This window comes from Stutzerimonas chloritidismutans (genome assembly GCF_051486945.1).
Classification (GTDB): Bacteria; Pseudomonadota; Gammaproteobacteria; order Pseudomonadales; family Pseudomonadaceae; genus Stutzerimonas; species Stutzerimonas chloritidismutans_B.
Window position 1 is genome coordinate 50309 of the sequence record NZ_JAHVDX010000007.1, and the last position, 23260, is coordinate 73568.

Annotated in this window: 24 protein-coding genes; 12 read left to right on the forward strand and 12 right to left on the reverse strand. The window is 61.5% G+C overall.

The features are described 5' to 3' along the window. Nucleotides 1–86 precede the first annotated feature (86 nt). The gene (locus tag KXR72_RS20185; protein ID WP_437422889.1) at nt 87–674 is read left to right on the forward strand and encodes a UPF0149 family protein; all 588 of its coding nucleotides are present in this window, start codon (nt 87–89) and stop codon (nt 672–674) included. 12 nt (nt 675–686) lie between these two features. Beyond that, on the forward strand, nt 687–1082 hold the full coding sequence (locus KXR72_RS20190) for a YbaN family protein (RefSeq protein ID WP_437422890.1): 396 nt from the start codon (nt 687–689) through the stop codon (nt 1080–1082). A gap of 11 nt (nt 1083–1093) precedes the next feature. Here the strand turns inward: KXR72_RS20190 and KXR72_RS20195 are convergent, their stop codons facing one another. Further along, nucleotides 1094–1675: a tRNA-uridine aminocarboxypropyltransferase gene (locus tag KXR72_RS20195; RefSeq protein WP_437422891.1), complete on the reverse strand. Its 582-nt coding sequence runs from the start codon at nt 1673–1675 to the stop codon at nt 1094–1096. Nucleotides 1676–1769: 94 nt separating this feature from the next. Between KXR72_RS20195 and KXR72_RS20200 the strand changes: the two genes are divergently transcribed. Further along, complete coding sequence (locus tag KXR72_RS20200; protein ID WP_437422892.1) at nt 1770–2447, forward strand: glutathione S-transferase; 678 nt, start codon at nt 1770–1772, stop codon at nt 2445–2447. A gap of 7 nt (nt 2448–2454) precedes the next feature. Here the strand turns inward: KXR72_RS20200 and KXR72_RS20205 are convergent, their stop codons facing one another. After that, complete coding sequence (locus tag KXR72_RS20205; protein WP_437422893.1) at nt 2455–2580, reverse strand: PA1414 family protein; 126 nt, start codon at nt 2578–2580, stop codon at nt 2455–2457. A 189-nt stretch (nt 2581–2769) separates the two neighbouring features. Further along, nucleotides 2770–4491, reverse strand: a complete 1722-nt coding sequence (aceK, locus tag KXR72_RS20210; protein WP_437422894.1) for a bifunctional isocitrate dehydrogenase kinase/phosphatase — start codon at nt 4489–4491, stop codon at nt 2770–2772. A 154-nt stretch (nt 4492–4645) separates the two neighbouring features. Here aceK and KXR72_RS20215 point away from each other — a divergent pair, with 154 nt between their 5' ends. Continuing rightward, nucleotides 4646–5560 (forward strand): DMT family transporter, encoded by a 915-nt coding sequence (locus tag KXR72_RS20215; RefSeq protein ID WP_437422895.1) that lies wholly within the window; start codon nt 4646–4648, stop codon nt 5558–5560. Nucleotides 5561–5624: 64 nt separating this feature from the next. On the opposite strand, the gene cysK is transcribed toward KXR72_RS20215, so the two are convergent. Then, nucleotides 5625–6599, reverse strand: coding sequence for a cysteine synthase A (cysK, locus tag KXR72_RS20220; RefSeq protein ID WP_437422896.1), 975 nt, complete (start codon nt 6597–6599; stop codon nt 5625–5627). A gap of 139 nt (nt 6600–6738) precedes the next feature. On the opposite strand from cysK, the gene KXR72_RS20225 reads away from it, so the two are divergent. The 4 genes from KXR72_RS20225 (at nt 6739) to KXR72_RS20240 (ending at nt 10475) form a co-directional block, all read left to right on the forward strand. Then, nucleotides 6739–7818 (forward strand): DUF748 domain-containing protein, encoded by a 1080-nt coding sequence (locus KXR72_RS20225; protein WP_437422897.1) that lies wholly within the window; start codon nt 6739–6741, stop codon nt 7816–7818. Nucleotides 7819–7958: 140 nt separating this feature from the next. Further along, nucleotides 7959–8804, forward strand: coding sequence for an AAA family ATPase (locus KXR72_RS20230; RefSeq protein WP_437422898.1), 846 nt, complete (start codon nt 7959–7961; stop codon nt 8802–8804). Nucleotides 8805–8852: 48 nt separating this feature from the next. Beyond that, the gene (locus KXR72_RS20235) at nt 8853–9251 is read left to right on the forward strand and encodes a GFA family protein (RefSeq protein ID WP_437422899.1); all 399 of its coding nucleotides are present in this window, start codon (nt 8853–8855) and stop codon (nt 9249–9251) included. A gap of 45 nt (nt 9252–9296) precedes the next feature. Further along, the gene (locus tag KXR72_RS20240; RefSeq protein WP_437422900.1) at nt 9297–10475 is read left to right on the forward strand and encodes a vWA domain-containing protein; all 1179 of its coding nucleotides are present in this window, start codon (nt 9297–9299) and stop codon (nt 10473–10475) included. 31 nt (nt 10476–10506) lie between these two features. Here the strand turns inward: KXR72_RS20240 and KXR72_RS20245 are convergent, their stop codons facing one another. Genes KXR72_RS20245 through KXR72_RS20255 form a run of 3 tightly spaced genes read right to left on the reverse strand, consistent with a single transcriptional unit; the run spans nt 10507 to nt 12335 of the window. Next, nucleotides 10507–11046, reverse strand: a complete 540-nt coding sequence (locus KXR72_RS20245) for a DUF2937 family protein (RefSeq protein WP_437422901.1) — start codon at nt 11044–11046, stop codon at nt 10507–10509. Beyond that, complete coding sequence (locus KXR72_RS20250) at nt 11046–11822, reverse strand: class II glutamine amidotransferase (protein ID WP_437422902.1); 777 nt, start codon at nt 11820–11822, stop codon at nt 11046–11048. The genes KXR72_RS20245 and KXR72_RS20250 overlap by 1 nt, the downstream gene beginning before the upstream one ends. Before the next feature lie 42 nt (nt 11823–11864). Then, nucleotides 11865–12335: an MFS transporter gene (locus tag KXR72_RS20255; RefSeq protein WP_437422903.1), complete on the reverse strand. Its 471-nt coding sequence runs from the start codon at nt 12333–12335 to the stop codon at nt 11865–11867. Between the two features lie 206 nt (nt 12336–12541). Between KXR72_RS20255 and KXR72_RS20260 the strand changes: the two genes are divergently transcribed. Then, on the forward strand, nt 12542–12982 hold the full coding sequence (locus tag KXR72_RS20260; RefSeq protein WP_437422904.1) for a universal stress protein: 441 nt from the start codon (nt 12542–12544) through the stop codon (nt 12980–12982). Nucleotides 12983–13083: 101 nt separating this feature from the next. Here the strand turns inward: KXR72_RS20260 and KXR72_RS20265 are convergent, their stop codons facing one another. Continuing rightward, nucleotides 13084–13776 (reverse strand): DUF6901 family protein, encoded by a 693-nt coding sequence (locus KXR72_RS20265; RefSeq protein WP_437422905.1) that lies wholly within the window; start codon nt 13774–13776, stop codon nt 13084–13086. Nucleotides 13777–13903: 127 nt separating this feature from the next. Further along, nucleotides 13904–15823, reverse strand: a complete 1920-nt coding sequence (locus tag KXR72_RS20270; protein ID WP_437422906.1) for an ATP-binding cassette domain-containing protein — start codon at nt 15821–15823, stop codon at nt 13904–13906. A 243-nt stretch (nt 15824–16066) separates the two neighbouring features. Between KXR72_RS20270 and KXR72_RS20275 the strand changes: the two genes are divergently transcribed. After that, on the forward strand, nt 16067–17995 hold the full coding sequence (locus KXR72_RS20275; RefSeq protein ID WP_437422907.1) for a transglycosylase SLT domain-containing protein: 1929 nt from the start codon (nt 16067–16069) through the stop codon (nt 17993–17995). 51 nt (nt 17996–18046) lie between these two features. Here the strand turns inward: KXR72_RS20275 and KXR72_RS20280 are convergent, their stop codons facing one another. The 3 genes from KXR72_RS20280 to yegS all read right to left on the reverse strand — a co-directional run bounded on the left by KXR72_RS20280 (nt 18047) and on the right by yegS (nt 20843). After that, nucleotides 18047–18850: an MOSC domain-containing protein gene (locus KXR72_RS20280; protein ID WP_437422908.1), complete on the reverse strand. Its 804-nt coding sequence runs from the start codon at nt 18848–18850 to the stop codon at nt 18047–18049. Between the two features lie 21 nt (nt 18851–18871). Then, nucleotides 18872–19804 carry a chemotaxis protein CheV gene (locus KXR72_RS20285; RefSeq protein ID WP_437422909.1) on the reverse strand — a complete coding sequence of 311 codons (933 nt, stop codon included), beginning with the start codon at nt 19802–19804 and terminating at the stop codon, nt 18872–18874. A gap of 118 nt (nt 19805–19922) precedes the next feature. Beyond that, a complete protein-coding gene (gene yegS / locus KXR72_RS20290; RefSeq protein ID WP_437422910.1) occupies nt 19923–20843 on the reverse strand; it encodes a lipid kinase YegS in 921 nt (306 codons plus the stop codon). 382 nt (nt 20844–21225) lie between these two features. Here yegS and KXR72_RS20295 point away from each other — a divergent pair, with 382 nt between their 5' ends. Continuing rightward, nucleotides 21226–22662 (forward strand): undecaprenyl-phosphate glucose phosphotransferase, encoded by a 1437-nt coding sequence (locus KXR72_RS20295; protein ID WP_437422911.1) that lies wholly within the window; start codon nt 21226–21228, stop codon nt 22660–22662. A gap of 154 nt (nt 22663–22816) precedes the next feature. Next, the gene (locus KXR72_RS20300; RefSeq protein ID WP_437422912.1) at nt 22817–23254 is read left to right on the forward strand and encodes a low molecular weight protein-tyrosine-phosphatase; all 438 of its coding nucleotides are present in this window, start codon (nt 22817–22819) and stop codon (nt 23252–23254) included. The last annotated feature ends 6 nt before the right edge of the window (nt 23255–23260 follow it).

Here is a 23260-nt window from a genome sequence, read left to right on the forward strand (position 1 = left end):
CCAGGAATGCGACCCGCCCGGCGCGGTAGCCGGAGGCCCGCGGCTCGTCTAGAATCAGCGCTGTTTTCCATCCAAGGTAGCCACCGATGTCATTCGCCGAGCAACTCGCCCGCCTGCAAGTGTTTCTGGATGCAGACGACCTGCATGAAGAAGCGCTGGATTACATCGCCGCGCACGGCTACCTCACGGCCCTGTGCATCTGCTCGGAAGAAGTGCCCGAGCGTGAGTGGATCGACGCGTTGTTCGCCGAGCCGCCAAAGTACTCTGACGATACCGAGCGAGACGCCATCGAGGCGACGCTGGTTCAACTCAAGGCGCATATTGCGCGCCAGCTGGCCAGTGACGAGGACATGGAGTTGCCCTGTGAGCTCGACATGGGCGACGACCCTGACGAGTCCGACCTTCGAGGGTGGTGCATCGGCTTCATGGAAGGCGTTTTCATGCGGGAAGCCGTCTGGTTCGAGGAGGCCGAGGAGGAAGTCAGCGAGCTCTTGTTACCGATCATGGTCGGCTCAGGCCTGTTCGACGAGCAGCCAGAGTTCAGCGACATCGCGGCCGACCCGGCGCTGGTCGACGAGATGGTTTCGCAGATCCCAGAAATCCTCACGGCCCTCTATCTGATCTGCCACGCCCCTGAAGAGAAACCCGCGCTGCTCAAGCCTCGTCGTCACTGACCGAGCCGCGCCTTGACTCCTCGCGCCCAGTATCGCAACCCGGTCCTGCGGTATGCGCTACTGGGCATAGGCTGGCTAAGCGTAGCCTTGGGCGTGATCGGCATCTTCCTTCCCGTGCTGCCAACCACGCCTTTCCTTCTGTTGGCGGCGGCGTGCTTCGCACGCAGTTCGCAGCGATTCTACGACTGGCTCGTTGGCCACCCGCGCCTTGGTCCCTGGTTTCGTGACTACCTCGACGGCAAAGGTATTCCGCTCAAGGGCAAGGTTTACGCGATCAGCCTGATGTGGCTCAGCATTGGTGTGTCGTGCTGGCTGGTCCCGTTGATCTGGGCTCGGGTTGGCATGCTCACCAGCGCGACGCTCGTGACCCTGTACATCCTGCGCCTCAAGACGCTGCCTAACCGCTGAGCTTCGTTTCTTTACGTCGAATGGTTGCGCCGGTAAGTGGCCTCGCCCATCGCTTGGATCTGGCTTTCAATGAGGGCGTCGAACGGGCGCAACAGCGCATCGAAGCGCCCGTCCCCCTCAAGCGCATTCAACGCCACCACGATGGACTCCAACGTCGACAGCGCCCCCGGCATCGGCGCCTTGCGCAGCCGATAGCGCGACACCAACCCCGGCGGGAGCGTGACACGCGGCAAGCTGGCGATTCCGGGATTCACGTGAAGAAGCTTGCGCGCCTTGCGCCAGGTTCCGTCCGGAACGATGAGCGTGAGCGGTCGAGCTGAACCAGCCAGCGACGCGACCGGCAGCGCGCCTTCTCCCGGAAAGAGCAATACAGGGTCTACCGTTGACTGGGGCAGCGCATCGAACTGTTCGCCCACGACCAGTTCGGCGTTGCGCAAACCCAGCGCAGCCAGGCGTCCGGTGTTGAGCGCATGGCTCACTTCGCTGGGATGTTGCAGGATGAGCACCCGGGTGCGACTGGTCAACGACGGAATCAGTGGGCACAGGCAGTGGCTGAGCGGTCGATGACAGCGTGAGCATTGCGGACGGGACATGACGACTCCTGGGCGGGCCGCGAAGTCTGCCATAACCGGCAAGCCTCCGCGCAGCGGCTATGCTGGAGCGATCCAACCTCGTCTGGAACGAATCATGATCACACTGCATCATCTGGAGAACTCTCGTTCTCACCGGGTGCTCTGGCTGCTGGAAGAGTTGCAGCTGCCCTATGAAATCAAGCGATACGCACGTGACGCCCGGACAATGCTTGCGCCGGACGACCTGAAAGCCGTCCACCCGCTGGGTAAGGCCCCGGTGATCACTGATGGGGACCTGTGCCTGGCCGAGTCCGGCGCCATCCTCGAGTACCTTGCCGAACGGTATGCCGAAGGGGCTCCTCTTGCACTGCCGGAGTCGGGCACACCCGAGCATCTGCGGCTGCGCTACTGGATGCATTACGCCGAAGGGTCAGCCATGCCACCCTTGCTGCTACGGCTCGTCTTCGACCGGGTCGCCAACGGGCCGATGCCCTTCTTTGTCCGCCCTGTCGCTCGCGCCATTGCGAGGGGTGCGAACCAGGCCTTCATCGGGCCGCAACTCAAGCTACACCTCGACTATATGGAGGGCGAGCTGGGCAAATCGGACTGGTTCGCCGGATCGACGTTCAGCATTGCCGATATTCAGATGAGCTTCCCTCTGGAGGCAGCCGAGGCACGCGCCGGCCTCGATGCAAGCCGGCCTCGCCTGAAAGGTTTCCTGAGCCGCATACGCGAACGGCCCGCTTACCAGCGGGCCGTTCAACATGGAGGACCTGTGATGACCGGACGGTAGCGCCTGGTCAGCGACGTGGACGGGCCGTCTTGTCGCGATGCGCCTCTACCCGAATGGGCTGCAAACGAGGCGATTCGACGAAGCCAAGCGCCACTGCCAGATTCCAGCACACACTATTGAGCCATGCTTTCATGGGCGAACCCTCCTGCTTGATAACGGGTCTAGGTGGAGCCATAGGGCTTCGGTTGGAGCATAACCCAAGAAATGCACGCCCGCCTGAGACAGCTGTTGCAACATGTTCGGCGCGAGGTGTCGTTCATCCGGCTCTATAAGGTGCGACACGACCCGTCACCAGGCGTTCACCGCGCGCCAGCGCCGATCGTCATTGGGTTGCACCCTGGCGCCTCCGATAGGGAAAGACGTCAATCACCTTGCCATCATTAATTGCTTGCTGAAGGCCTTTCCAATAATCGGCGTCGTAAAGCTCGCCGTGCAGCTTGGCAAATAGCCGGCGCAGGCGCATATCGGCGAATAAGAAGCGCGGAAACTCTTCAGGGAATACATCGTTCGGCCCGACCGAATACCAGGGTTCCGAGGAGAGTTCGTCCTCGGGGTAGCGCGCCTCGGGAATGTGGCGGAAATTGACCTCGGTGAGAAAGCAGATCTCGTCGTAGTCGTAAAACACCACACGTCCATGGCGGGTCACACCAAAGTTTTTCAGCAGCATGTCCCCGGGGAAAATGTTTGCGGCAGCCAGCTGCTTGATTGCCAGCCCATAGTCCTCCAGCGCCTCGAGCACCTGCTGCTCGCTGCCGTTTTCCACGTAGAGATTCAACGGCGTCATACGGCGTTCGGTCCAGCAGTGGCGCACCAACACCGTATCGCCCTGCACCTCGACCGTGGACGGCGCCACGTCCAGAAGCTCGGCCAGGCATTCTGGCTCGAATTTGGACACAGGGAAGCGGAAGTCTGCGAACTCTTGCGTATCGGCCATACGACCGACCCGGTCGACGCTCTTCACCAGCCGATACTTTTCTATGACGGTGGCGCGACTGACCGTCTTCGCATGGGAAAAGCGATCCTTGATGATCTTGAACACCGTATTGAAGCCCGGCAGCGTGAATACGCTCATCACCATGCCGCGTACGCCAGGCGCCATCACGAAGCGGTCGTCAGTGTTCGCCAGATGATCGATGAGCGCACGATAGAACTCAGATTTGCCGTGCTTGTAGAAACCGATTGAGGTGTATAGCTCGGCAATGTGCTTGCCGGGCAGGATGCGCTGCAGGAAACCAATGAACTCGGCCGGAATTGCCACCGCGACCATGAAGTACGAGCGGGTGAACGAGAAGATGATCGACACCTCGGCCTCGTCGGTGATCAGGCCGTCCACCTGGATGCCGACGCCCTCACGGTGCAACAGCGGAAACACCAGCGGCCACTGTTCGTCGCGGGTGTGGATGCGGCCCACCAGGTACGCGCCTTTGTTGCGATAGAGCACCGAAGTGAAGAGCTCAACGGTTAGCTCCGGGTCCTTGCAGACCCAGTCCGGCAATGCGGCCGCCAGTTGTGCTTCGAGCCGCTGGAGGTCATCGGCAAGATCCCCGTAGGGCACGTCGAAAGCGAAATCAGTCAGGATCTGCTGCAATACGCCGCGCAAGTCGCCGCCCGGCTGGTAGCGGCGGGTCTGCGCCATACGCTGGGCACGGCTGGCCGGGCGCGTGGTGTGGATGAACATGGTGTCGTCGCTGATGCAGTCATGGCTGAACAGCGTGCAGAAGATCGAGTTGTACCAGGTTTCCGACAGCTCATCGTCGAAGCGCGGATTGATCAGTTCGATGTACTCGGCCTTGACCCGCGGCCATCGATTGACGTCCAGCAGCATCTCGGACGCGAAGGCGGCGCGCAAGCCGTCAGCCGTCTCGCCCACTCTCTGCTCGTAGAGGTTGATCCTGGCGGCTGAAGCGCGCTGCGCATCCTGCCATCGCGCCTCTTCGAAACGCGACCTGGCGCCTTCGGTAATCAGCCTGAACCGCTCGCGATAATCATCGAATCCCTGAAGGATGTGCCGGGCAATGTCCACGTCTGGCGAGTGGTGCGCCATAGGGTTGCTCTCGCTGCGTTAAAGCGGCGAGCTTATCCAGAGGCAGAGGCCAATGAAAGTTGATCAGCCAAACGGGAGCTTTTGAAAGCGTATTTGGAGTTGTCAGCTCGCCTGGGCTGGCCAACACTCATCGCTTCTCTGCTGGAGCTCTACGATGAGCCCTCTCGACTTGCTGCGCCTGCTCAGCCTGGCCGCCATCTGGGGCGCCAGCTTCCTGTTCATGCGCATCATCGCGCCGGAACTCGGCACCTTTCCGACCGCTTTTTTCCGCGTACTGTTTGCCTGCCTCGGCCTGCTGCCCATCGTGTGGATCATGCGGCTGCGCTGGGATTTTCGCGGCAAGCTGAAGCTCTGCCTGATCCTGGGCGCGATCAACTCCGGCATTCCATTCGCACTGTACGCACTGGCAGCGCAGTTTCTTCCAACGGGGTATTCAGCGATTTTCAATGCAACGACACCCATGATGGGCGTGATAATCGGCGCCCTGTTCTTCGCCGAGACGATGACCGCTTCGAAATGGATCGGCGTGCTGGTTGGACTGACGGGTGTTGCGCTACTCACGCGCACCGGGCCGGTGGAGGTCGACCTGCAGCTCCAGATCGGCGCGTTCGCGTGCCTCGGTGCAACCGCCTGCTACGGCTTCGGCGGGTTTCTGACGCGCCGGTGGATCAACCAGCGGGGCGGCCTGACCAGCGAGCTGGTGGCCTTCGGAAGCCAAGTTGGCGCGGCGGTCGCTTTGCTGCCGCTGTTCGTCATCTCACTTTATGCGGCACCGCCGGTTTCATGGGGAGATGGGCGGGTGTGGCTCAGCCTGGCTGGGCTTGGCATCGGTTGCACCGCTTTCGCCTACCTTCTCTACTTTCGGCTGCTCGCCGATATCGGCCCGGTCCGTACCTTGACGGTGACCTTCATCATTCCGCCGTTTGGCGTGTTGTGGGGTGCACTGTTTCTAGGCGAACCACTGGACTGGGCGTACGCCTATGGTGGCGCGCTGATCGCTGTAGCACTCTGGCTCGTGCTGCGACAGGCGCCGCCCGCGATCGCAGCAGCGCAATCCCAACGCGGCTAGGCGAGGCAGGCGGCCGAAATCGGTGAGCGTTTCAGCCCGATGAACCTGCCCCGCGCAGCGCCTGTTACTGCTGCAGCTCCTGCTCGCCGAACAGGTCGGCAAACAACATGCTGGACAGGTAACGCTCGCCGGAGTCCGGCAGGATCACCACGATATTCTTGCCTTGCATCTCGGGTTTCTCGGCCAGGCGCACCGCGGCGGCCATGGCGGCACCGCAGGAGATCCCGCAGAGGATGCCCTCCTCGCGCATCAAGCGCAGGGCCATGGCCTTGGACTCCTCATCGTCGACCCGCTCGACCTGATCAACGATTGAAAGGTCCAGGTTTTTCGGCACGAAGCCTGCGCCGATGCCTTGGATCTTGTGCGGGCTCGGCTTGACCTCCTCGCCCGCCAGCGTCTGGCTGATCACCGGTGAGCTGACCGGCTCGACGGCCACGCTGAGGATTTGCTTGCCCTTGGTCTGCTTGATGTAGCGCGACACGCCGGTGATGGTGCCACCCGTGCCGACCCCGGCGACCAGCACGTCGATGTTGCCTTCGGTATCGTTCCAGATCTCCGGGCCCGTAGTTTTCTCATGGATAGCCGGGTTCGACGGGTTTTCGAACTGCTGCGGCATGAAATACTTCTCAGGATCAGACCCGGCGATTTCCGCTGCTTTTTCGATCGCCCCCTTCATCCCTTTGGCGGGTTCGGTAAGCACCAGCTCCGCACCAAGCGCCTTGAGTACCTTGCGCCGCTCAAGGCTCATCGAGGCCGGCATGGTCAACATCAGCTTGTAGCCGCGCGCAGCGGCGACGAAGGCAAGCCCGATGCCGGTATTGCCGGACGTAGGCTCGACCAGCGTCATGCCCGGCTTCAGGCGGCCGTTTTGCTCGGCGTCCCAGATCATCGCCGCCCCGATGCGGCACTTGACCGAATAGGCTGGGTTACGCCCTTCGATCTTGGCCATGATGCTGACGCCCTTTGGGCCCAGGCGATTGATCATGACCAGCGGCGTGTTTCCGATGGTTTGCGCGTTGTCAGCGAAGATGCGGCTCATGGCGGTGTCCCTGAGATGAAAAAACCAGATTCAAGAGCCTAAGCGCAGTCCAGGAAGCCGTCCAGCCGAACTCACCCGCCGCGATGCGGGTCCACCTTGGTACGCCCTTATCGATGACCTCAAACCCGCCAGGCTCACCATGAAGAAAAGCTTTCGCTTGCCGCTGTGGATACTGCTCGGCATCGCCCTTCTGCTGATCGTTGCGCACCTCGCGTTGCCGCATCTGGTGCTGAACTACCTGAACGACAAGATGGCCGACATGGGCGACTACCATGGCCGTATCGAAGACGTCGACTTGGCTTGGTGGCGCGGCGCCTACAGCCTCGACGGCGTTCACATAGAGAAAAAGCAAGAACCGGTACAGGCCCCACTGTTCACCGCCTCGTCCGTCGATATTGGCGTCAGCTGGCGCACGCTGTGGCGCGAGCGCGCCCTGGTCGGCGAGGTAATCCTCCATGAACCGCACCTGAATTTCGTCGACGACAACGAGCCGGACGAGGACCAGACCGGTGAAGGCGTCGACTGGCGCGAGCGAGTGAACGAGCTGGTGCCTTTCACCCTGAACGAGCTGCGGGTCGAGAACGGTCAGGTGTCATTTCGCAAGTTCGACGCCGATCCGCCTGTTCATCTCTATGCCAATGCCATAAACGCCAGCCTCTATAACCTCACCAACTCGGCGGACCAGGCCGATGGCCGCCGCGTCGCGACCTTCGAGGGCCAGGCACGCTTCTACAACCAGGCCCCCATCGAAGCCACGGCCCATTTCGACCCGTTCAGCGACTGGGAAGATTTCGATATCGACCTGCGCATGACCGGGCTGGACCTGACCAAACTGAACGACTTCAGCAATGCCTACGCCAACTTCGATTTCAAGGCGGGCACCGGGGACCTGGTCATGGAAGTAGAGGCAAACGACAGTCAGCTCGACGGGTATATCAAGCCGCTGCTGCACAATGTCGAGGTGTTCGACGTCGAGCAGGACATCAAAAACGAGGACAAGGGGTTCTTCCGCGGCATCTGGGAAGGCCTGGTCGGCGGCAGTGAAGACATCCTCAAGAACAAGAGCAAGGACCAGTTCGCCACCCGCGTCGAACTGTCCGGCAGCACCAAGGATACCGACGTGAGCCCGTTCCAGGCGTTTCTGGCGATCCTGCGTAACGGCTTCATCGAAGCCTTCTCGACTCGCTTCGAGCGGTCGATTTCCGAACAGGATAATTGAAAGGGAACGCTGCCAGACACGCTGCCCATTCAGTGACTGAATACCGCGCTCGCGTTCACAGCGCGGATTCCATCCCTTATAGTCGGCCGCTTGACCCTTCACGAAGCGCCTGCATTGCCAGGCCCACCAAGGAAACCCAGATGAAGTTCGAAGGCACCCGGTCCTACGTCGCCACCGACGACCTGAAGCTCGCCGTCAACGCTGCCATCACGCTGGAACGCCCTCTGCTGGTCAAGGGCGAACCGGGCACCGGCAAAACCATGCTGGCTGAACAGCTAGCCGAATCGTTCGGCGCCAAACTGATTACCTGGCACATCAAGTCCACCACCAAAGCGCACCAAGGCCTGTATGAGTACGATGCGGTTAGCCGGCTGCGCGATTCCCAGCTCGATTCGGACCGCGTCCACGATGTACGCAACTACATCAAGAAGGGCAAGCTCTGGGAGGCGTTCGAATCCGAGCAGCGTGTCATCCTGCTGATCGACGAGATCGACAAGGCGGACATCGAGTTCCCCAACGACTTGTTGCAGGAACTCGACAAGATGGAGTTCTACGTCTATGAGACCAATGAAACCATCAAGGCCCGACAGCGCCCGATCATCATCATCACCTCGAACAACGAAAAGGAATTGCCAGACGCGTTCCTGCGTCGCTGCTTTTTCCACTACATCGCTTTTCCGGACCGCGAGACGTTGCAGAAGATCGTCGACGTGCACTACCCAGACATCAAGAAAGAGCTCGTGGCCGAAGCCCTGGACGTATTCTTCGACGTGCGCAAGGTGCCGGGCCTGAAGAAGAAGCCGTCCACCAGCGAGCTGGTCGACTGGCTCAAGCTGTTGATGGCCGACAACATCGGAGAAGCCGTCCTGCGCGAGCGCGATCCCACGCGGGCCATTCCTCCGCTGGCCGGGGCGCTGGTGAAGAACGAGCAGGACGTGCAACTGCTTGAACGCCTGGCGTTCATGAGCCGTCGCGCCAATCGCTGACCGACGCCGGTTCACCCGAGCCGGCGGTGACCGAACGGGAGAAGTGACATGCAAACGCTTACCGGTAGTTGCCTGTGCGGCGTCGTGCGCTATCGCATCGACGCACCGATCGACGAGCTGACCCACTGCCACTGCAAGATGTGCCGCAAGGCACATGGCGCGGCGTTCGCCACTTATGCGAGCGTCCCGCTGGATGCATTTCACTTTCTCTCCGGCAAGGACCAGCTGGGCGTCTATCACTCGTCGGAGCACGTGACGCGCACGTTCTGCATCCGCTGCGGCTCCAACCTGCAATTCGTCAACAACCGCTCGCACGAGCTCGGCGTCGCCGCCGGCACGCTCGACTCCCCGTTGCCCGCCCCGTCCCAGGCGCACATCTTCGTGAAATCGAAGGCGGACTGGTATGCCATTCGCGACGGGCTGCCCGAGCACGACGAAGATCTCTAACCAAGGACTATGGGCGCCCTATGCCGGCGCCCGCGAGGTTTCATCATGCTGCTTGGCCTGTTCAATGAGATGCGCGCCGCCAAGGTGCCGGTATCGGTGCGCGAATTGCTCGACCTGATCAACGCGTTGAAACACAACGTCGTCTTCGCCGACATGGACGAGTTCTACTACCTCGCCCGGGCGATCCTGGTGAAGGACGAGCGCCACTTCGACAAGTTTGATCGTGCGTTCGGTGCCTATTTCAACGGGCTGGAAAGCCTGGATCGGCACATCGAGGCGTTAATTCCTGAGGAATGGCTGCGCAAGGAGTTCGAACGCTCGTTGAGCGACGAGGAGCGCGCGAAGATTGAATCACTCGGCGGGCTCGACAAGCTCATCGAGGAATTCAAGAAGCGCCTCGAGGAACAGAAAGGCAAGCATGCCGGCGGCAACAAGTGGATCGGCACTGGCGGCACCAGCCCCTTCGGCTCGGGCGGCTACAACCCCGAAGGGATCCGCATCGGTGACGCGGGCAAGCGCCAGGGCAAGGCGGTGAAAGTCTGGGATCAACGTGAGTACAAGAACCTCGACGACCAAGTCGAGCTCGGCACGCGCAATATCAAGGTGGCCCTGAGGCGCCTGCGAAAGTTTGCTCGCCAAGGCGCGCAGGATGAACTGGACCTGGACGGCACCATCGATCACACCGCACGTGACGGCGGGCTGCTCAACATCCAGATGCGGCCCGAACGGCGCAACGCGGTGAAGTTACTGATTCTGTTCGACATCGGCGGTTCGATGGATGCGCACGTGAAGGTCTGCGAGGAGCTCTTTTCGGCCTGCAAGACCGAGTTCAAGCATCTGGAGTATTTCTACTTCCACAACTTCATCTACGAGTCAGTGTGGAAGAACAATTTCCGCCGTACGTCCGAGCGCACCTCCACGCTGGATCTGCTGCACAAATACGGGCCGGACTATAAAGTCGTCTTTGTCGGGGACGCGGCGATGGCCCCGTATGAGATCACCCAGCCAGGCGGGAGCGTCGAGCACTGGAACGAAGAAGCCGGCTACGTCTGGATGCAACGCTTCATGGAAAAGTACAAGAAGCTTATCTGGATCAATCCATACCCCAAGGACACCTGGGGCTACACGGCATCCACGGGGATCGTCCGCGACCTGGTAGAGGACCGGATGTTCCCCCTGACCTTGAGCGGGCTCGAGGACGGCATGCGATTCCTCTCCAAGTGAGCCACTGGCCAAACGACTCAAGCCACCGCACTTACCGTTTCGGCGGTAACGAGTGGCCCGCTCGGCGCCGGCTCGACCGGCGCTGAGGAAACAAGGCCTGGCGTAGCAGCAGATAGATGCTCTCGACCAGCCAGGCCAACAACAGCGCGCACGCCAGCCCCCAGCCGATAGCATCCGGTCCCAGCAAAATCTGGAAATCGTAGCTTCGCCAGACCTGTTCGCGAATTTGCTCATCCGCACCGATCCATACGTGCCAGGCCCGAGCGAACCACGGCCCCTGCATGATCCGCCACTCTCGGTCGAGCAGGCGCGAGCGCTCGACCAGCCCGGCGACACTGCGCGCGTCGCTCTGAATCACCGGATCCTCGCTGGTGCGATAGTGCTCGACCAGCGCGTTGAGGTCACCCTGGAAGAAGCGACCCGCCGTCTCCTGGAATCCAACGAGCGCCTGCTGCGATTCCAGCCGACGCGCCTCGACATGGTTGCCATAGGCCTCGATGAAGCTCGGAACCTGGACGCCCACCAGCAGCCCCAGCGCAAACAGCGTCAACCGCAGGTAACTACGCAACATCACTGCACTTGCCCTTGCGCCACACATTCGCCGAGCCGCCACAGTGTCCACTCGCCCGGTTGGTGGGTGTGCCATTGCTCGTTATCGGTCAGGGGCTCGGTGGCCAGCACCGTCACCACGTCGTCCGGCGTAGTCTCGGCCTTGAAGTCGACGGTCAACTCGGCATCCTTCAGCTGCGCCGGACCGAAGGGCGCGCGTCGGGTGATCTGCGCGAGCTTCGTCGTGCAAAAACTGAACAGCCATTCGCCATTGCTCAACAGGCAATTGAAGACGCCCTTCGCGCGGTAACCCGCGCATGCCTCGAGCAAATGAGGCAGCAGGTCTTCGGCGGCGACCCGGTCAGGAAAGTTGTTGCGGATGCGGCTGAGCAAATCGCAGAAGGCTGCTTCACTGTCCGTATCCCCCACCGGGCGGTAGAACCCCGGCGCAGGGGCGAAGTCACTCAACTGCCCATTGTGGGCGAAGCACCAATGCTGGCCCCACAGCTCGCGCACGAAGGGATGCGTGTTGACCAGCGCGACCTTGCCCACGTTGGCATGACGGATATGGCCAATAACGACCTGGCTCTTGATCAGATAGTGCTGGACCATCTTCGCCACTTCCGATTCGCAACTCGCGACGGGATCCTGGAACAGCCGAAGCCCTCGGCCTTCGTAGAAAGCGATGCCCCAACCGTCCTTATGCGGCCCTGTGCGGCCGCCGCGCTGCATCAAGCCAGTAAAACTGAAGTGAATATCGGTGGGTACGTTGGCGCTCATGCCGAGCAGTTCACACATGTGATCTCTCCGATGGGTCATGCAACGTCCGCGCGGGCCTCGCTACAGGCGCGGCTCGGTCCGGGCCCGATAGCGATCGGCAGGAGCGTAGTGGTCCCGCTCGTCCTGTTCGTCCAGACGCTCGCGCAAGGTACGTGGATCTTCGCTCTCGCTCGCCTTCGCCTGGCTCTGGCGACGCTTTCGCTCGATCGGCCAGCGAACGGCGACGAATACGGCATAGAGCGCGAAGGCAATCAAACCATAAAGGGCTAGGTCGGCCGCGGCCCGCCAGACGTTATTGCCGACCTTGAACAACATATCGAGCGCGGTGATGGCCACCGCCGGCGCGAACAGTTCTTTGGCCGGATCGACGATCGTCGGGGTGAACAACAGCACCGCAACGATCAACCGGAGCGGCTCGCGCAGCCAGCGCCATAGCGGGCGTGTCATGCGGAACCAAACCAGCAGGCAACCCAGCGCAGCAATGCCGTACGCGGCCCAGGCGAGTGAATATTCGTTGGTCATTTCGAACATGGCGATCTCATGGCAGGCCGGCACGTCTTCCCGGCTTCGACACGCGGCATGATAGCAGCCCCGGGCCCGCGCACCGCGACCGAAACGATGTAATGCAAGCTGGTCACCGGGCGCGCAACGCCGTATAAACCTTGCAAAAAACGCCAAGCGCCCAATGCGTGCCAAGCAGCCATACTTGTCGTAAACGACACATCAGGAGATTCACCATGACCTACAAGCATATTCTGGTCGCCACTGACCTGAACGAAGAATGCCATCCGGTCGTAGCACGCGCCCAAGCGCTGGCGACGGCCAGCGGGGCGAAGCTGGCGCTGGTCCACGTCATCGAGCCGATGGCGATGGCTTTCGGCGGTGACGTCCCGATGGACCTTTCCATGCTGCAACAACAACAGTTCGACCAGGCTCGCGATCGCCTGGCGGTGTTTGCCGACCGCTATCCTGGCCTGACCGCCGAGCAACGTCACATTGCCTACGGCCAGCCGCGACAAGAGGTTCACCGTCTGGTCAGGGAGCAGGGTTGTGATCTGGTGGTTGTCGGCAGTCATGGCCGCCATGGCCTGGCCTTGCTCCTGGGCTCGACCGCCAACGACATCCTTCATGGCGCGCCATGCGACGTACTGGCAGTGCGCCTGAAGAAACCGGAATAACCCATCGCCTACAGCCTGGCAGCCGCTCCGGAGGCCAGGCTGGCTGCGCCATCGCGCCGCCGATGAGGTCGGGCGCATACGCCTAGTTGTACGGGCGCGATTCAGACGACCTCGACCCCCTCCCCCGCACTCATCACCATCGGCCGAATTTTCTGCAGCTGGGTTTCCAGCGAGTAGGTCAGGCTCGAGGCCATCGAGAAGAAGGTCAGAAAGGCCTTCAGGTTCGAATCACCGCGGCAGGTGTCATGGATGCGCTGCCAGAAGGCTTGGTTGACCAGTTGCAATTGCTGGAACGAGCGCACCAGGCCACGCAATTCCCAATCCGCATGCCGCCCTTCGCGCAAGTTGAAGTATTGCCGGGCCAGATAGAGTGACACCGCACGCAGCACGAACTCCTGGTTGCTGGCAAACGGCAGGTGCTGGTACGCCATGGGTTTGAGCCGGCCCAGAATCGGGCAAGCACTGGTCGCCATGATCACTCCGAGCAAGGCGCGCAGGCCTTCGTCCAGGCCGACCAGCTTGCTGTATTCGCGCTCGGGCGTACGCACCTCGACACGCGCTTTCTGTACCGCCGGGAGGCCCTGGAAATCTTCGATCACCCGGTGCAAATCCACCGCCGCCGGGCAGTGGCTGAAGCGATCCCGGCTCAACGGGCAGTTGCTGCACTGTTGGTGGTCCAGCCGCGTCCACTTTGGCGCGAGCCGGGCAGCCTCCTCGTCATAGCCTCGATCCGGCTCGATCCGGTAGCTGAACGCATGCTCGTCGTCGAGGACGATGCGGTATTCGATTGCCATCTAGTCTCCGTCCAAATACTGACAGATGTTGTGTATTGACCCAAGCCACGGACCTGCAGACGCAAGCCATTCTGCGTAATTGCATCCAGACGCTGTATGCGGCTCCGTGACACGGAGCCGGAAGATGTCAACCCTCCAGTTCCGCCCAGCGCTCGAGCAACTGATCGAGTGACTGCTGCAACGCCTCGAGCCGAGCTATCGTTTCGCTGGTCTGCGTCGCGGGCTGCTGATAGAAGTCCGGCTGCGCCATTTCTTCCTGCACCGCTGCGATTTGCTGCTCCGCCTCGTCGATCTTGGCGGGCAAGGCATCGAGCTCGCGTTGATCCTTGTAGCTGAGCTTCTTTCTCGCCGGTGCTGGCTCGTTGGCTGGCTGAGCCGACGTCTTGGCGGGCGCGGGCTCTGCCTGCTGCACGGCACCTTTATCCTCACGGGTATCGCCCACGCCCAGCAGCCGGATCGAACCGCCCTGCCGCAGCCAGTCCTGATAGCCGCCCACATATTCGCGCACGACCCCGTTACCCTCGAACACCAGCGTGCTGGTCACCACGTTATCGAGGAAGGCCCGATCGTGACTGACCATCAGCACCGTGCCCTGGAAACCCAACAGCACTTCTTCGAGCAACTCCAGGGTTTCGACGTCGAGGTCGTTGGTCGGCTCGTCCAGCACCAGCAGGTTCGCCGGCTTGCTGAACAGACGAGCCAGCAATAGACGTGCCCGCTCGCCTCCAGACAGCGCCTTGACAGGGGTGCGAGCACGTTGCGGGCTGAACAGGAAGTCGCCCAGATAGCTGAGTACGTGGCGGTTCTGCCCATCGATGGTGATGAAGTCACGCCCCTCGGCAACGTTGTCGATCACCGTTTTCTCGAGATCGAGCTGGTGACGCAATTGGTCGAAATACGCCACTTCCAACCGAGTGCCCGCTTCTACGCTTCCGCTGGTGGGTTGCAGATCGCCCAACAACAGCTTGAGCAAGGTGGTCTTGCCACTGCCGTTAGCACCCAGCAGGCCGACCCGGTCACCCCGTTGCAAGACCAGCGAGAAATCCCGGATCAACGGCTGGCCGCCCGGGTGTGCGAAGCCAGCGTGCTCGGCAACGATGACCTGCTTGCCGGACTTCTCTGCCGTCTCGATCTGAATGTTCGCCTTACCCTGCCGCTCTCGCCGCTCGCTCCGCTCGGCACGCAGCGCCTTCAACGCACGCACACGGCCCTCGTTACGGGTCCGCCGCGCCTTGATGCCTTGGCGAATCCACACTTCCTCCTGGGCGAGCTTCTTATCGAACAGCGCGTTGGCCGTCTCTTCGGCAGCCAGTTGCTGGTCTTTGTGGACGAGAAAGCTGGCGTAATCTCCGTTCCAGTCGATCAATCGCCCGCGGTCGAGTTCGAGGATGCGTGTGGCCAGGTTCTGCAGGAAGGCACGGTCGTGGGTAATGAACAAGACGGCGCCGTTGAAGCCGGTCAGCGCCTCCTCCAACCAGGCGATCGCGCCGATATCCAGATGGTTCGTGGGCTCGTCGAGCAGCAGCAGATCCGGCTCGGACACCAGCGCCTGGGCCAGCAGCACGCGGCGGCGCCAGCCACCGGAAAGCTCGGCAAGGGTCTTGTCGGCCGGCAGCTGAAGGCGGCTCAGCGTGCTGTCGACAAGCTGCTGCAAGCGCCACCCATCCTTCGCCTCGAGCGCTTGCTGTACATGCATGAGTTTTTCCAGGTCGGCATCACCCTGGATGTTCTGGCTTAGGTGGTGGTATTCGGCAAGCAGCTGGCCCACGCCGGACAGCCCTTCGGCAACCACATCGAATACCGTACGTTCGTCAGCGCGCGGCAACTCCTGAGGCAGCTCGCCGATCTTCAATCCCGGCGCACGCCAGATCTCACCGTCGTCGGGCAGCTGGCTGCCCTTGACCAGCGCCAGCATGCTGGATTTGCCAGTGCCGTTGCGGCCGATGATGCAGACCCGCTCACCCCGCGCAATCTGCCAGGACACGCCATCGAGCAGCGGATTGGCGCCATAGGCGAGGGACACATCGGTCAGTTTGAGCAGGGTCATGGCTACCTCCGGGAAACAGGGCGCGCATTCTAGCAGAGGCACGCCCTGCCCCGCGGTGTACCGACAGGTGCCCTTTTCCCTCTCAGGGGTGCGCTTCGGACGTGAAGAAGGGGTCGATAGGCTACGCTCGTCGGAAGATCGGCGTTGTTTGTTTCAAGAGCTTAATCCCCGTTTAACTTGGCTCTCCGCGCCAGCTAAGCTACCCACCGATCGATCTCTTTTCTCCCGCCCCCTGGAAGTATCATGCGCGGCCGTATCGCCAGTCTCTGTCTATCCGCTCTCTTCACAGCCGTAACCTTCGACACCTTTGCAGCCACCAGCCTGGACCAGCAACGTCAGTACTACGACGAAGCCAAGCGGGCGCTGGCCAAGGGTGACAGCGGTCCATATCGACGGTACGCCAGTGCGCTGCGCGATTATCCGCTCGAGCCCTACCTGGCCTACGACGAGTTGACGGCTCGCCTGAAGACCGCAAGCAACGCGGAAGTCGAGCGATTCCTGGCCGAGCACGGCGACCTTCCCCAGGCCAACTGGATGAAGTTGCGTTGGCTTCGGCTGCTGGCAGCACGCGGCGACTGGCAGCCCTTTGTTGCTCATTACGACTCGAAAATGAATTTCACCGAGCTGGATTGCCTATACGGCCAGTACCAGCTCGGCAGCGGCCAAACGCAGGCGGGTTATGCAACCGCCGAGCGCCTCTGGCTGGTCGGCAAGTCGCAGCACGAGGCCTGTGATGCCTTGTTCGATCGCTGGGAGGCGGCCGGACAGCTCACCGATCGCCTTCGCTGGCAGCGCGCCAAGCTGGCCGTCGAGGCTGGCAACTATGCCCTGGCGAAATACCTGATCAAGAGTGTGCCGGCTCTCAAGCGCGAAGGTGAGCTCATGCTCGACGTGGCGCAGAAGCCTCAGCTGCTGACACAACCCGATCGCTTCACCTCGACGGGTCCCGCAATGGCTGACGTTGTCTCCGTTGGCCTGCGCCGGCTCGCACGACAGGACCCGGAAAAAGCACTCGGCCTGCTGGACGTCTACGCTCGGCGCCACGCCTTCTCCAATGATGAGAAGGTCGCCATTGCCCGACAGATCGGCCTGACCCTGGCCAAACGCTTCGACCCGCGCGGGCTCAAGGTGATGGCCGAATATGATCCACAACTGCGTGACGACACGGTCAGCGAATGGCGTGCTCGCCTACTGTTACGCCTGGGACGCTGGAGCGAGGCCCATGAACTCACCCAGCGCTTTCCCGAAACGCTCGCCAACACGAACCGCTGGCGGTACTGGAAAGCACGCAGCCTCGAGCTGGCTCAACCGAACAGCGCACAGGCCGCGGCACTCTACAAACCCGTCGCCGGCGAGCGGGACTTCTATGGCTTCCTATCCGCCGACCGCATCCAGGCGCCCTACCGCCTGAACCATCAGCCGCTCGCGCTGGCTCCAGAGGTCATCCAGAAAGTCCGAAACACGCCCGGTATCCGTCGCGCCATGGAGTTTCATGCACGCGGGCAGATCGTCGATGGCCGTCGCGAGTGGTACCACGTCACTCGGCACTTCAACCGCGACGAAATGGTCGCACAGGCACGCCTGGCCTATGACATGCAGTGGTACTTCCCGGCAATCCGCACGATCAGCCAGGCACAGTACTGGGATGATCTGGATATCCGCTTCCCGATGGCGTACCGCAGCAGCCTGGTGAACGCGGCCCGGGCCCGTGAGATTCATCCGAGCTGGGTATTTGCCATCACCCGCCAGGAAAGCGCTTTCATGACGGACGCCCGCTCCGGTGTCGGTGCCAGCGGGCTGATGCAATTGATGCCCGCCACGGCGAAGGAAACTGCGCGCCGGTTTGACATCCCGCTATCGTCGCCACAGCAGGTGCTTAATCCGGACAAGAACATCCAGCTAGGCGCTGCGTACCTCAGCCAGATCTATGGACAGTTCAAGGGCAACCGAGTCTTGGCCTCGGCCGCCTACAACGCAGGGCCGGGGCGCGTGCGCCAGTGGCTCAAAGGCGCTCAGCACCTACCATTCGACGTCTGGGTGGAAAACATTCCGTTCGACGAAACGCGGCAGTACGTGCAAAACGTGCTGACCTACGCGGTGATCTACGGCCAGAAGCTCAACGCACCGCAGCCGCTGGTCGAGTGGCACGAACGCTATTTCGAGGGGCAGTGAGCGGCCGGTCGGGCGCCGGCAGGCTTGGTCTGCCGGCGCCCGACCGCGCTGTCAGTCGAGTATCTGCACCGGCATGCCCGGCGAAAGTTCGCCGGGACCTTCGGCGATGAGGTTCTGACCGAAGAAAACGCCACCTTCACCTTTGCGGTAGGTCATCAGCGTGGCCAAGGGCTCTCGATCGGGGCTACGGATGGCGGTGTCAGGATCGATGGTGGGGATGGCGCAACGGGCGCAGGGCTTAACCACGCGGAAGGTCATTTCGCCAATACGGATGCGGCGCCAGCCATCTTCGGCGTAGGGCTCGGCACCGTCCACGACCAGGTTCGGCCGAAAGCGCCGCATGTCGAGAGGCCTGCCGATACGTGCGCATAGGTCGTCCAGCGAGGCCTGGCCGATCAGGAGAAAGGGAAAGCCATCGCTAAAAGCCGTCAGGTTGCCGGGCTCGGCGTAGGCCGTGTCGACTTGTATCCCACGGCTGACAGGCAGGTAGACCAGTCTGGCTGCTTGCCCGAGCAGGCGCGTCAGCCAATCGGCGGCCGCATCACCCGCATCGGGTGCCTGTAACGACTCCCGCCAGATCGTCACGCCACGCAGGTTGCTGTCGGGGCTCGGAACCGGTACGTGCAACGTCTCCATTTCCGGCGCGCAGAGCTGCAGCCCATCCGTGCCAACCCAGCGCGCATCGAGCGTTGCCATATGCGGCAGCGCGCGCTGGGTCAGAAATTTGCCCGACTTGGCATCGACCGCCATCCAGCGGCGGTCACCAGCCAGACCGAGCGCATCGCATCGTGCAACTTCCAGGCTTTCGGCGGAACCCGACTTCAGCGGGTAGCGGTACAACGAGGTCAATTGCATGCGATATCTCGGTCGAGAGGGTCAGTGACGTTCGTCCCGCAGCAGGCGTTCGCGGATGACGTCGACGAGTTTCTCCGGTTGGAACTTGGAAAGGAAGTTGTCGCAGCCGACTTTCTGCACCATCGCCAGGTTGAAGCTGCCTGACAACGAGGTGTGGAGCACAACGTACAGGTCTCGCAGACGCGGATCGTTTCGGATCTCCGTAGTCAGCCGGTAGCCGTCCATTTCAGGCATTTCGGCATCGGTGAATACCATCAGCAGCCGATCGGTCAGTACATCGCCTGCCTCGGCCCAGGCTTTCAGTTTCCCGAGGCCTTTCATGCCGTCGCTGGCGGTATGCACCGTGATCCCGAGCTGCGTCAGGGTCTCGCGCAGTTGCGACAGGGCGACGGTGGAGTCGTCGACGCAGAGCACTTCCCGCCCACGAGCCCGCTCGAGCACAGGGTCCTGCAGCCGCTCGGGCGCAATACTGGTGTCATACGGGACGATCTCGGCGAGCACCTTTTCCACATCGATCACCTCAACGAGCTGATCGTCGACCTTGGTAATCGCGGTCAGGTAATGCTGGCGCCCGGCGGTCGCCGGTGGCGGCAGCACTTCCTCCCAGTTGAGGTTGAGGATGCGATCTACACCGCCGACGAGGAATGCCTGAATCGAACGGTTGTACTCGGTCACGATGATGGTACTGCGTTCGTCCGGAACGATAGGGCGCAGGCCGATCGCCCGCGACAGGTCGATAACCGGGAGCGTCTGGCCACGCAGGTTGACGACACCACACACCGAGTTGTGGCGATGCGGCATCAGCGTCATCTTCGGCAGCTGGACGACTTCCTGCACCTTGAACACGTTGATGGCAAATTTCTGCCGGCCGGACAGCCGGAACATGAGAATCTCCAGCCGGTTCTGCCCGACAAGACGGGTACGTTGATCGACTGAATCGAGAATGCCGGCCATAGCTGGCTCCTGGTGAATGCGGACTTACGGGCTATCGGCAGCGAGGCGCGGCGCTTTATCCACCTGCGCGATTATTTGTTCCGCATCATCCGGCCAATTACCGGCTAGCACAACGCCACTATGGCGACGGAACGGCTAATGCACTATCGCGCAACAATGGGCACTCAACCGGCAGATGCAGGCGAATGGCGGCCGGCCTGACTTCGAACCGCATGTGACGAGCGCCCGAGGGTTCGCCGTCGAGATTGATGTCGATGTGCTCCGGTGCGTCTGCTTCCAGCCAGGGTAGGCGCGCACTCACAGACACGGTCTTGATGCCGCGCAAACCGCCACTGAGAAGCGTGCCCAGAGTGCCGACCGCGTCGGTCGCCGCCGGCACGATGCAGACATCGAGCAAACCGTCGTCGATCATCGCGTCCGGGCATAGTGATTGGCCGCCGCCCGATTGCTTGCCATTGCCCACGCCCAGTGCAAGGAATTCGCCTTCCCAAGAAAAGTTGGGCCCGACGAACCGCCCCCATGCGGAAGTCATTTCGCTAAAGCGCGAAAGACCGGTGAGCAGGTAAGCACCGCCACCGAGCACCTTTTTCAGCTCTTCTGACGTGCTTGCCGTGACCTTGGAGCCAAAACCGCCAGTCGCCATGTTAAGGAAGGGTTCGCCGTTCATCAGCCCCACGTCAACCGCGACCGGCTCACGGTCCAGTAGCGTCAGAGCCTCGAACGGTTCCAGGGAAATATCAGCTGCATGGGCGAAGTCATTCGCCGTGCCGAGCGGCAACAGTGCCAGGCTCGCGTCGGCACCGCTGTCGATCAGTGCGTGGGCAACCTCTCGCAGGGTACCGTCCCCACCCCCTGCCACCAGGGTGGAATAGCCAGCCTTCAGCGCGTCCTGGACGATCCGCCGCGCATCACCCGGCTCCCAGGTCACCCTCACCGCCAGTTCATGCCCCAATGCCCGCCACTCGACGACCGCTGCGCGTACGTCGTCATTGAGTGCCTGCTTGCCATGCAAGACCAGCAATGCCCGGGATTTGCTCATGCCTTCGCTTCCCTTTCCATTAGTCGCTGATAGGACATGCTGGACCGCTTGAAAGTTGTCGAGCCCTCCAGCTTCCTAGCGCATACGGGAGTTAAGCCCACCCGTCAGACGGGTCCACCACCTGTCAGCCAGGCGCTACGCCAACGCGACGCGTTCTCAACAAATACGCGCATAAACCCTTTTATATCAACCAGTTATAGCCCGCAGTTAATCCTGACGACTCGGACACAAGTTTGTGCGTGCGTGATGAACTCATGACGTACCCGGCGGTCGGAGCACTTGTCCCGGTAGCGGTTGCAATAGCGGCCTGCCATCAGAACCCGCGGATAGCGGCGATCAAAACGAGTATTGAGCTAGTAATAGCCGAAGGAAGGAGCCTTGTATGCGCTTACAGTCCGTTGGAACCCTTGAGTACGCCCACCCCAGTTTCGTCGATTATTTTCTTGCTAGCGTTCGCCTGATCCACGGGCTTACCTCCGTCCTGCCAGGCGTGCTCCTGCTGTTGTTCCTGCCGTTGGACCTCCCGGCCGGGGGCGGTACCTTCAGCACCTTCCTCATGTTCTTCGGCGTGATCAGCGTCGTCATCTTCCAATCGGTTGGCATCTACAGCGAAGAAGTGTTCAGCACTTTGCTGCGTTTTCGCACGATGGCGGTGGCCTGGGCGGCGGCATTCAGCTTGCTGATTTTCATGCACCAGGGTCTGGGCATGTTCAGCTACCTCGAAGCCAAGCACCTGACCTTCTGGTTTGTCACCAGTACCGTCCTGTTCGGTGCGGAGCGCCTGATGATGCTCGCACTGTTCCGCCGCCTCATGGCCAAGGGCGTGTACCTGCAAAACGCTGTGATCCTCGGCGGAACGGACAATGGCATCCGCGTCGCCGAATACTTGGCGAATCACCGTGATATTCGCACTGGCGTGCTGGGCTTCATCGACGACCGCCTCGAACGCCTGCCCAAGACGCTCGCGGACCTGCCGCTACTGGGTAACACCCGTGATCTCGAGCAAATGATCCGCGAGGAGAAGGTCACCCAGGTTCTGGTCGCCCTGCCCTGGTTCGCCGACAGCCGCATCGGCCAGGTCATCAACGAACTGCGCAAGTTGCCGGTTAACGTGCTGCTGGTCCCTGACATGGTCGCATTCCGTCATGCCAACAAGCGCATCACCGAAGTGGGCGGCCTGCCCACCCTGATTGCATCCGACCTGCCGCTGCGTGGCTGGTCCCCAATGTTCAAGCGCATCGAGGACATCATCCTGTCGAGCCTGGCGCTACTCGCCGCAGCGCCCGTGATGCTGCTGCTGGCGCTCGCGATCAAACTGGATTCACCGGGCCCCGTGCTCTTCAAGCAGAAGCGCTATGGCTACAACAACCGCCTGATCGAGGTGTTCAAGTTCCGTTCCATGTACCACGAGCGTAGCGATGCGAATGCCGACCGCCAGACTACCCGTGACGATGACCGCATTACCCGTGTTGGGCGCTTCATTCGCAAGACGAGCCTAGACGAGCTGCCGCAGCTGCTGAACGWGTTTCTCGGCAGCATGTCGATGGTCGGCCCGCGTCCTCATGCCACTGCCACCAAGGCGGCAGGCGTCCTGTTCGAAGAAGCTGTGTCAGAGTATTCGGCTCGCCATCGGGTTAAGCCAGGCATTACCGGCTGGGCGCAGATCAACGGCTATCGCGGCGAGACGGACACACTCGAAAAGATCGAGAAGCGCGTGGAGTACGACCTCGACTATATCGAGCGCTGGTCCGTCTGGTTCGACATCTACATCCTCGCCCGGACCGTTCCCGCACTGCTGTTCAACAAGGACGTGTACTAGCTGCCCGCACGCATCACCCCATCGCGGCACTACGCCACATTCATGCGTTACGGCAGCTGGACGGAAGGAACTAATGAAGCAAGACAACCTCAGATTGGCGTTCCGCGACATCCTCGCCCACCCGCCCACGGCTACCGAGCGGCGAGGCTGAGCGATGTTCAAGAACATATTGATCGTCTGTGTAGGCAACGTCTGCCGAAGCCCCGCGGCTGAAGCATTGATGGCCCATAGGCTCCAAGGAAAAGGCCTGTCGATCAGCTCGGCGGGCATAGGTGCACTCGTAGGCAACCCAATGGACAAGACTGCACATGAAGTGCTGCAGGACAACGGCCTGCACCACACGAGCCATCGTGCTCGCCAGGTCGACAGCGAGATGCTGCACAACGCCGATTTAATCCTGGCGATGGAACAGAGCCACATAGCCCATATCCGCCAGATGGCGCCGGAAGTCCACGGCAAGACTTTCCTGATCGGCAAATGGCTCGACGACACGGAAATCCCCGATCCCTACCGTCAGTCCAAGCCCGCTTTCGAACATGTACACAGCCTTCTAACGCAGTCCGTCGAAAGCTGGCTCCCCTATCTGAAGTAAGAAGAA

Excerpts from the sequence above, each read along its gene's own strand:
- KXR72_RS20185 (WP_437422889.1), top strand. The coding sequence starts at position 87 with ATGTCATTCGCCGAGCAACTCGCCCGCCTGCAAGTGTTTCTGGATGCA.
- KXR72_RS20195 (WP_437422891.1), bottom strand. The coding sequence starts at position 1,675 with ATGTCCCGTCCGCAATGCTCACGCTGTCATCGACCGCTCAGCCACTGC.
- KXR72_RS20200 (WP_437422892.1), top strand. The coding sequence starts at position 1,770 with ATGATCACACTGCATCATCTGGAGAACTCTCGTTCTCACCGGGTGCTC.
- KXR72_RS20205 (WP_437422893.1), bottom strand. The coding sequence starts at position 2,580 with ATGAAAGCATGGCTCAATAGTGTGTGCTGGAATCTGGCAGTGGCGCTT.
- aceK (WP_437422894.1), bottom strand. The coding sequence starts at position 4,491 with ATGGCGCACCACTCGCCAGACGTGGACATTGCCCGGCACATCCTTCAG.
- KXR72_RS20215 (WP_437422895.1), top strand. The coding sequence starts at position 4,646 with ATGAGCCCTCTCGACTTGCTGCGCCTGCTCAGCCTGGCCGCCATCTGG.
- cysK (WP_437422896.1), bottom strand. The coding sequence starts at position 6,599 with ATGAGCCGCATCTTCGCTGACAACGCGCAAACCATCGGAAACACGCCG.
- KXR72_RS20225 (WP_437422897.1), top strand. The coding sequence starts at position 6,739 with ATGAAGAAAAGCTTTCGCTTGCCGCTGTGGATACTGCTCGGCATCGCC.
- KXR72_RS20230 (WP_437422898.1), top strand. The coding sequence starts at position 7,959 with ATGAAGTTCGAAGGCACCCGGTCCTACGTCGCCACCGACGACCTGAAG.
- KXR72_RS20235 (WP_437422899.1), top strand. The coding sequence starts at position 8,853 with ATGCAAACGCTTACCGGTAGTTGCCTGTGCGGCGTCGTGCGCTATCGC.
- KXR72_RS20240 (WP_437422900.1), top strand. The coding sequence starts at position 9,297 with ATGCTGCTTGGCCTGTTCAATGAGATGCGCGCCGCCAAGGTGCCGGTA.
- KXR72_RS20245 (WP_437422901.1), bottom strand. The coding sequence starts at position 11,046 with ATGTTGCGTAGTTACCTGCGGTTGACGCTGTTTGCGCTGGGGCTGCTG.
- KXR72_RS20250 (WP_437422902.1), bottom strand. The coding sequence starts at position 11,822 with ATGTGTGAACTGCTCGGCATGAGCGCCAACGTACCCACCGATATTCAC.
- KXR72_RS20255 (WP_437422903.1), bottom strand. The coding sequence starts at position 12,335 with ATGTTCGAAATGACCAACGAATATTCACTCGCCTGGGCCGCGTACGGC.
- KXR72_RS20260 (WP_437422904.1), top strand. The coding sequence starts at position 12,542 with ATGACCTACAAGCATATTCTGGTCGCCACTGACCTGAACGAAGAATGC.
- KXR72_RS20265 (WP_437422905.1), bottom strand. The coding sequence starts at position 13,776 with ATGGCAATCGAATACCGCATCGTCCTCGACGACGAGCATGCGTTCAGC.
- KXR72_RS20270 (WP_437422906.1), bottom strand. The coding sequence starts at position 15,823 with ATGACCCTGCTCAAACTGACCGATGTGTCCCTCGCCTATGGCGCCAAT.
- KXR72_RS20275 (WP_437422907.1), top strand. The coding sequence starts at position 16,067 with ATGCGCGGCCGTATCGCCAGTCTCTGTCTATCCGCTCTCTTCACAGCC.
- KXR72_RS20280 (WP_437422908.1), bottom strand. The coding sequence starts at position 18,850 with ATGCAATTGACCTCGTTGTACCGCTACCCGCTGAAGTCGGGTTCCGCC.
- KXR72_RS20285 (WP_437422909.1), bottom strand. The coding sequence starts at position 19,804 with ATGGCCGGCATTCTCGATTCAGTCGATCAACGTACCCGTCTTGTCGGG.
- yegS (WP_437422910.1), bottom strand. The coding sequence starts at position 20,843 with ATGAGCAAATCCCGGGCATTGCTGGTCTTGCATGGCAAGCAGGCACTC.
- KXR72_RS20300 (WP_437422912.1), top strand. The coding sequence starts at position 22,817 with ATGTTCAAGAACATATTGATCGTCTGTGTAGGCAACGTCTGCCGAAGC.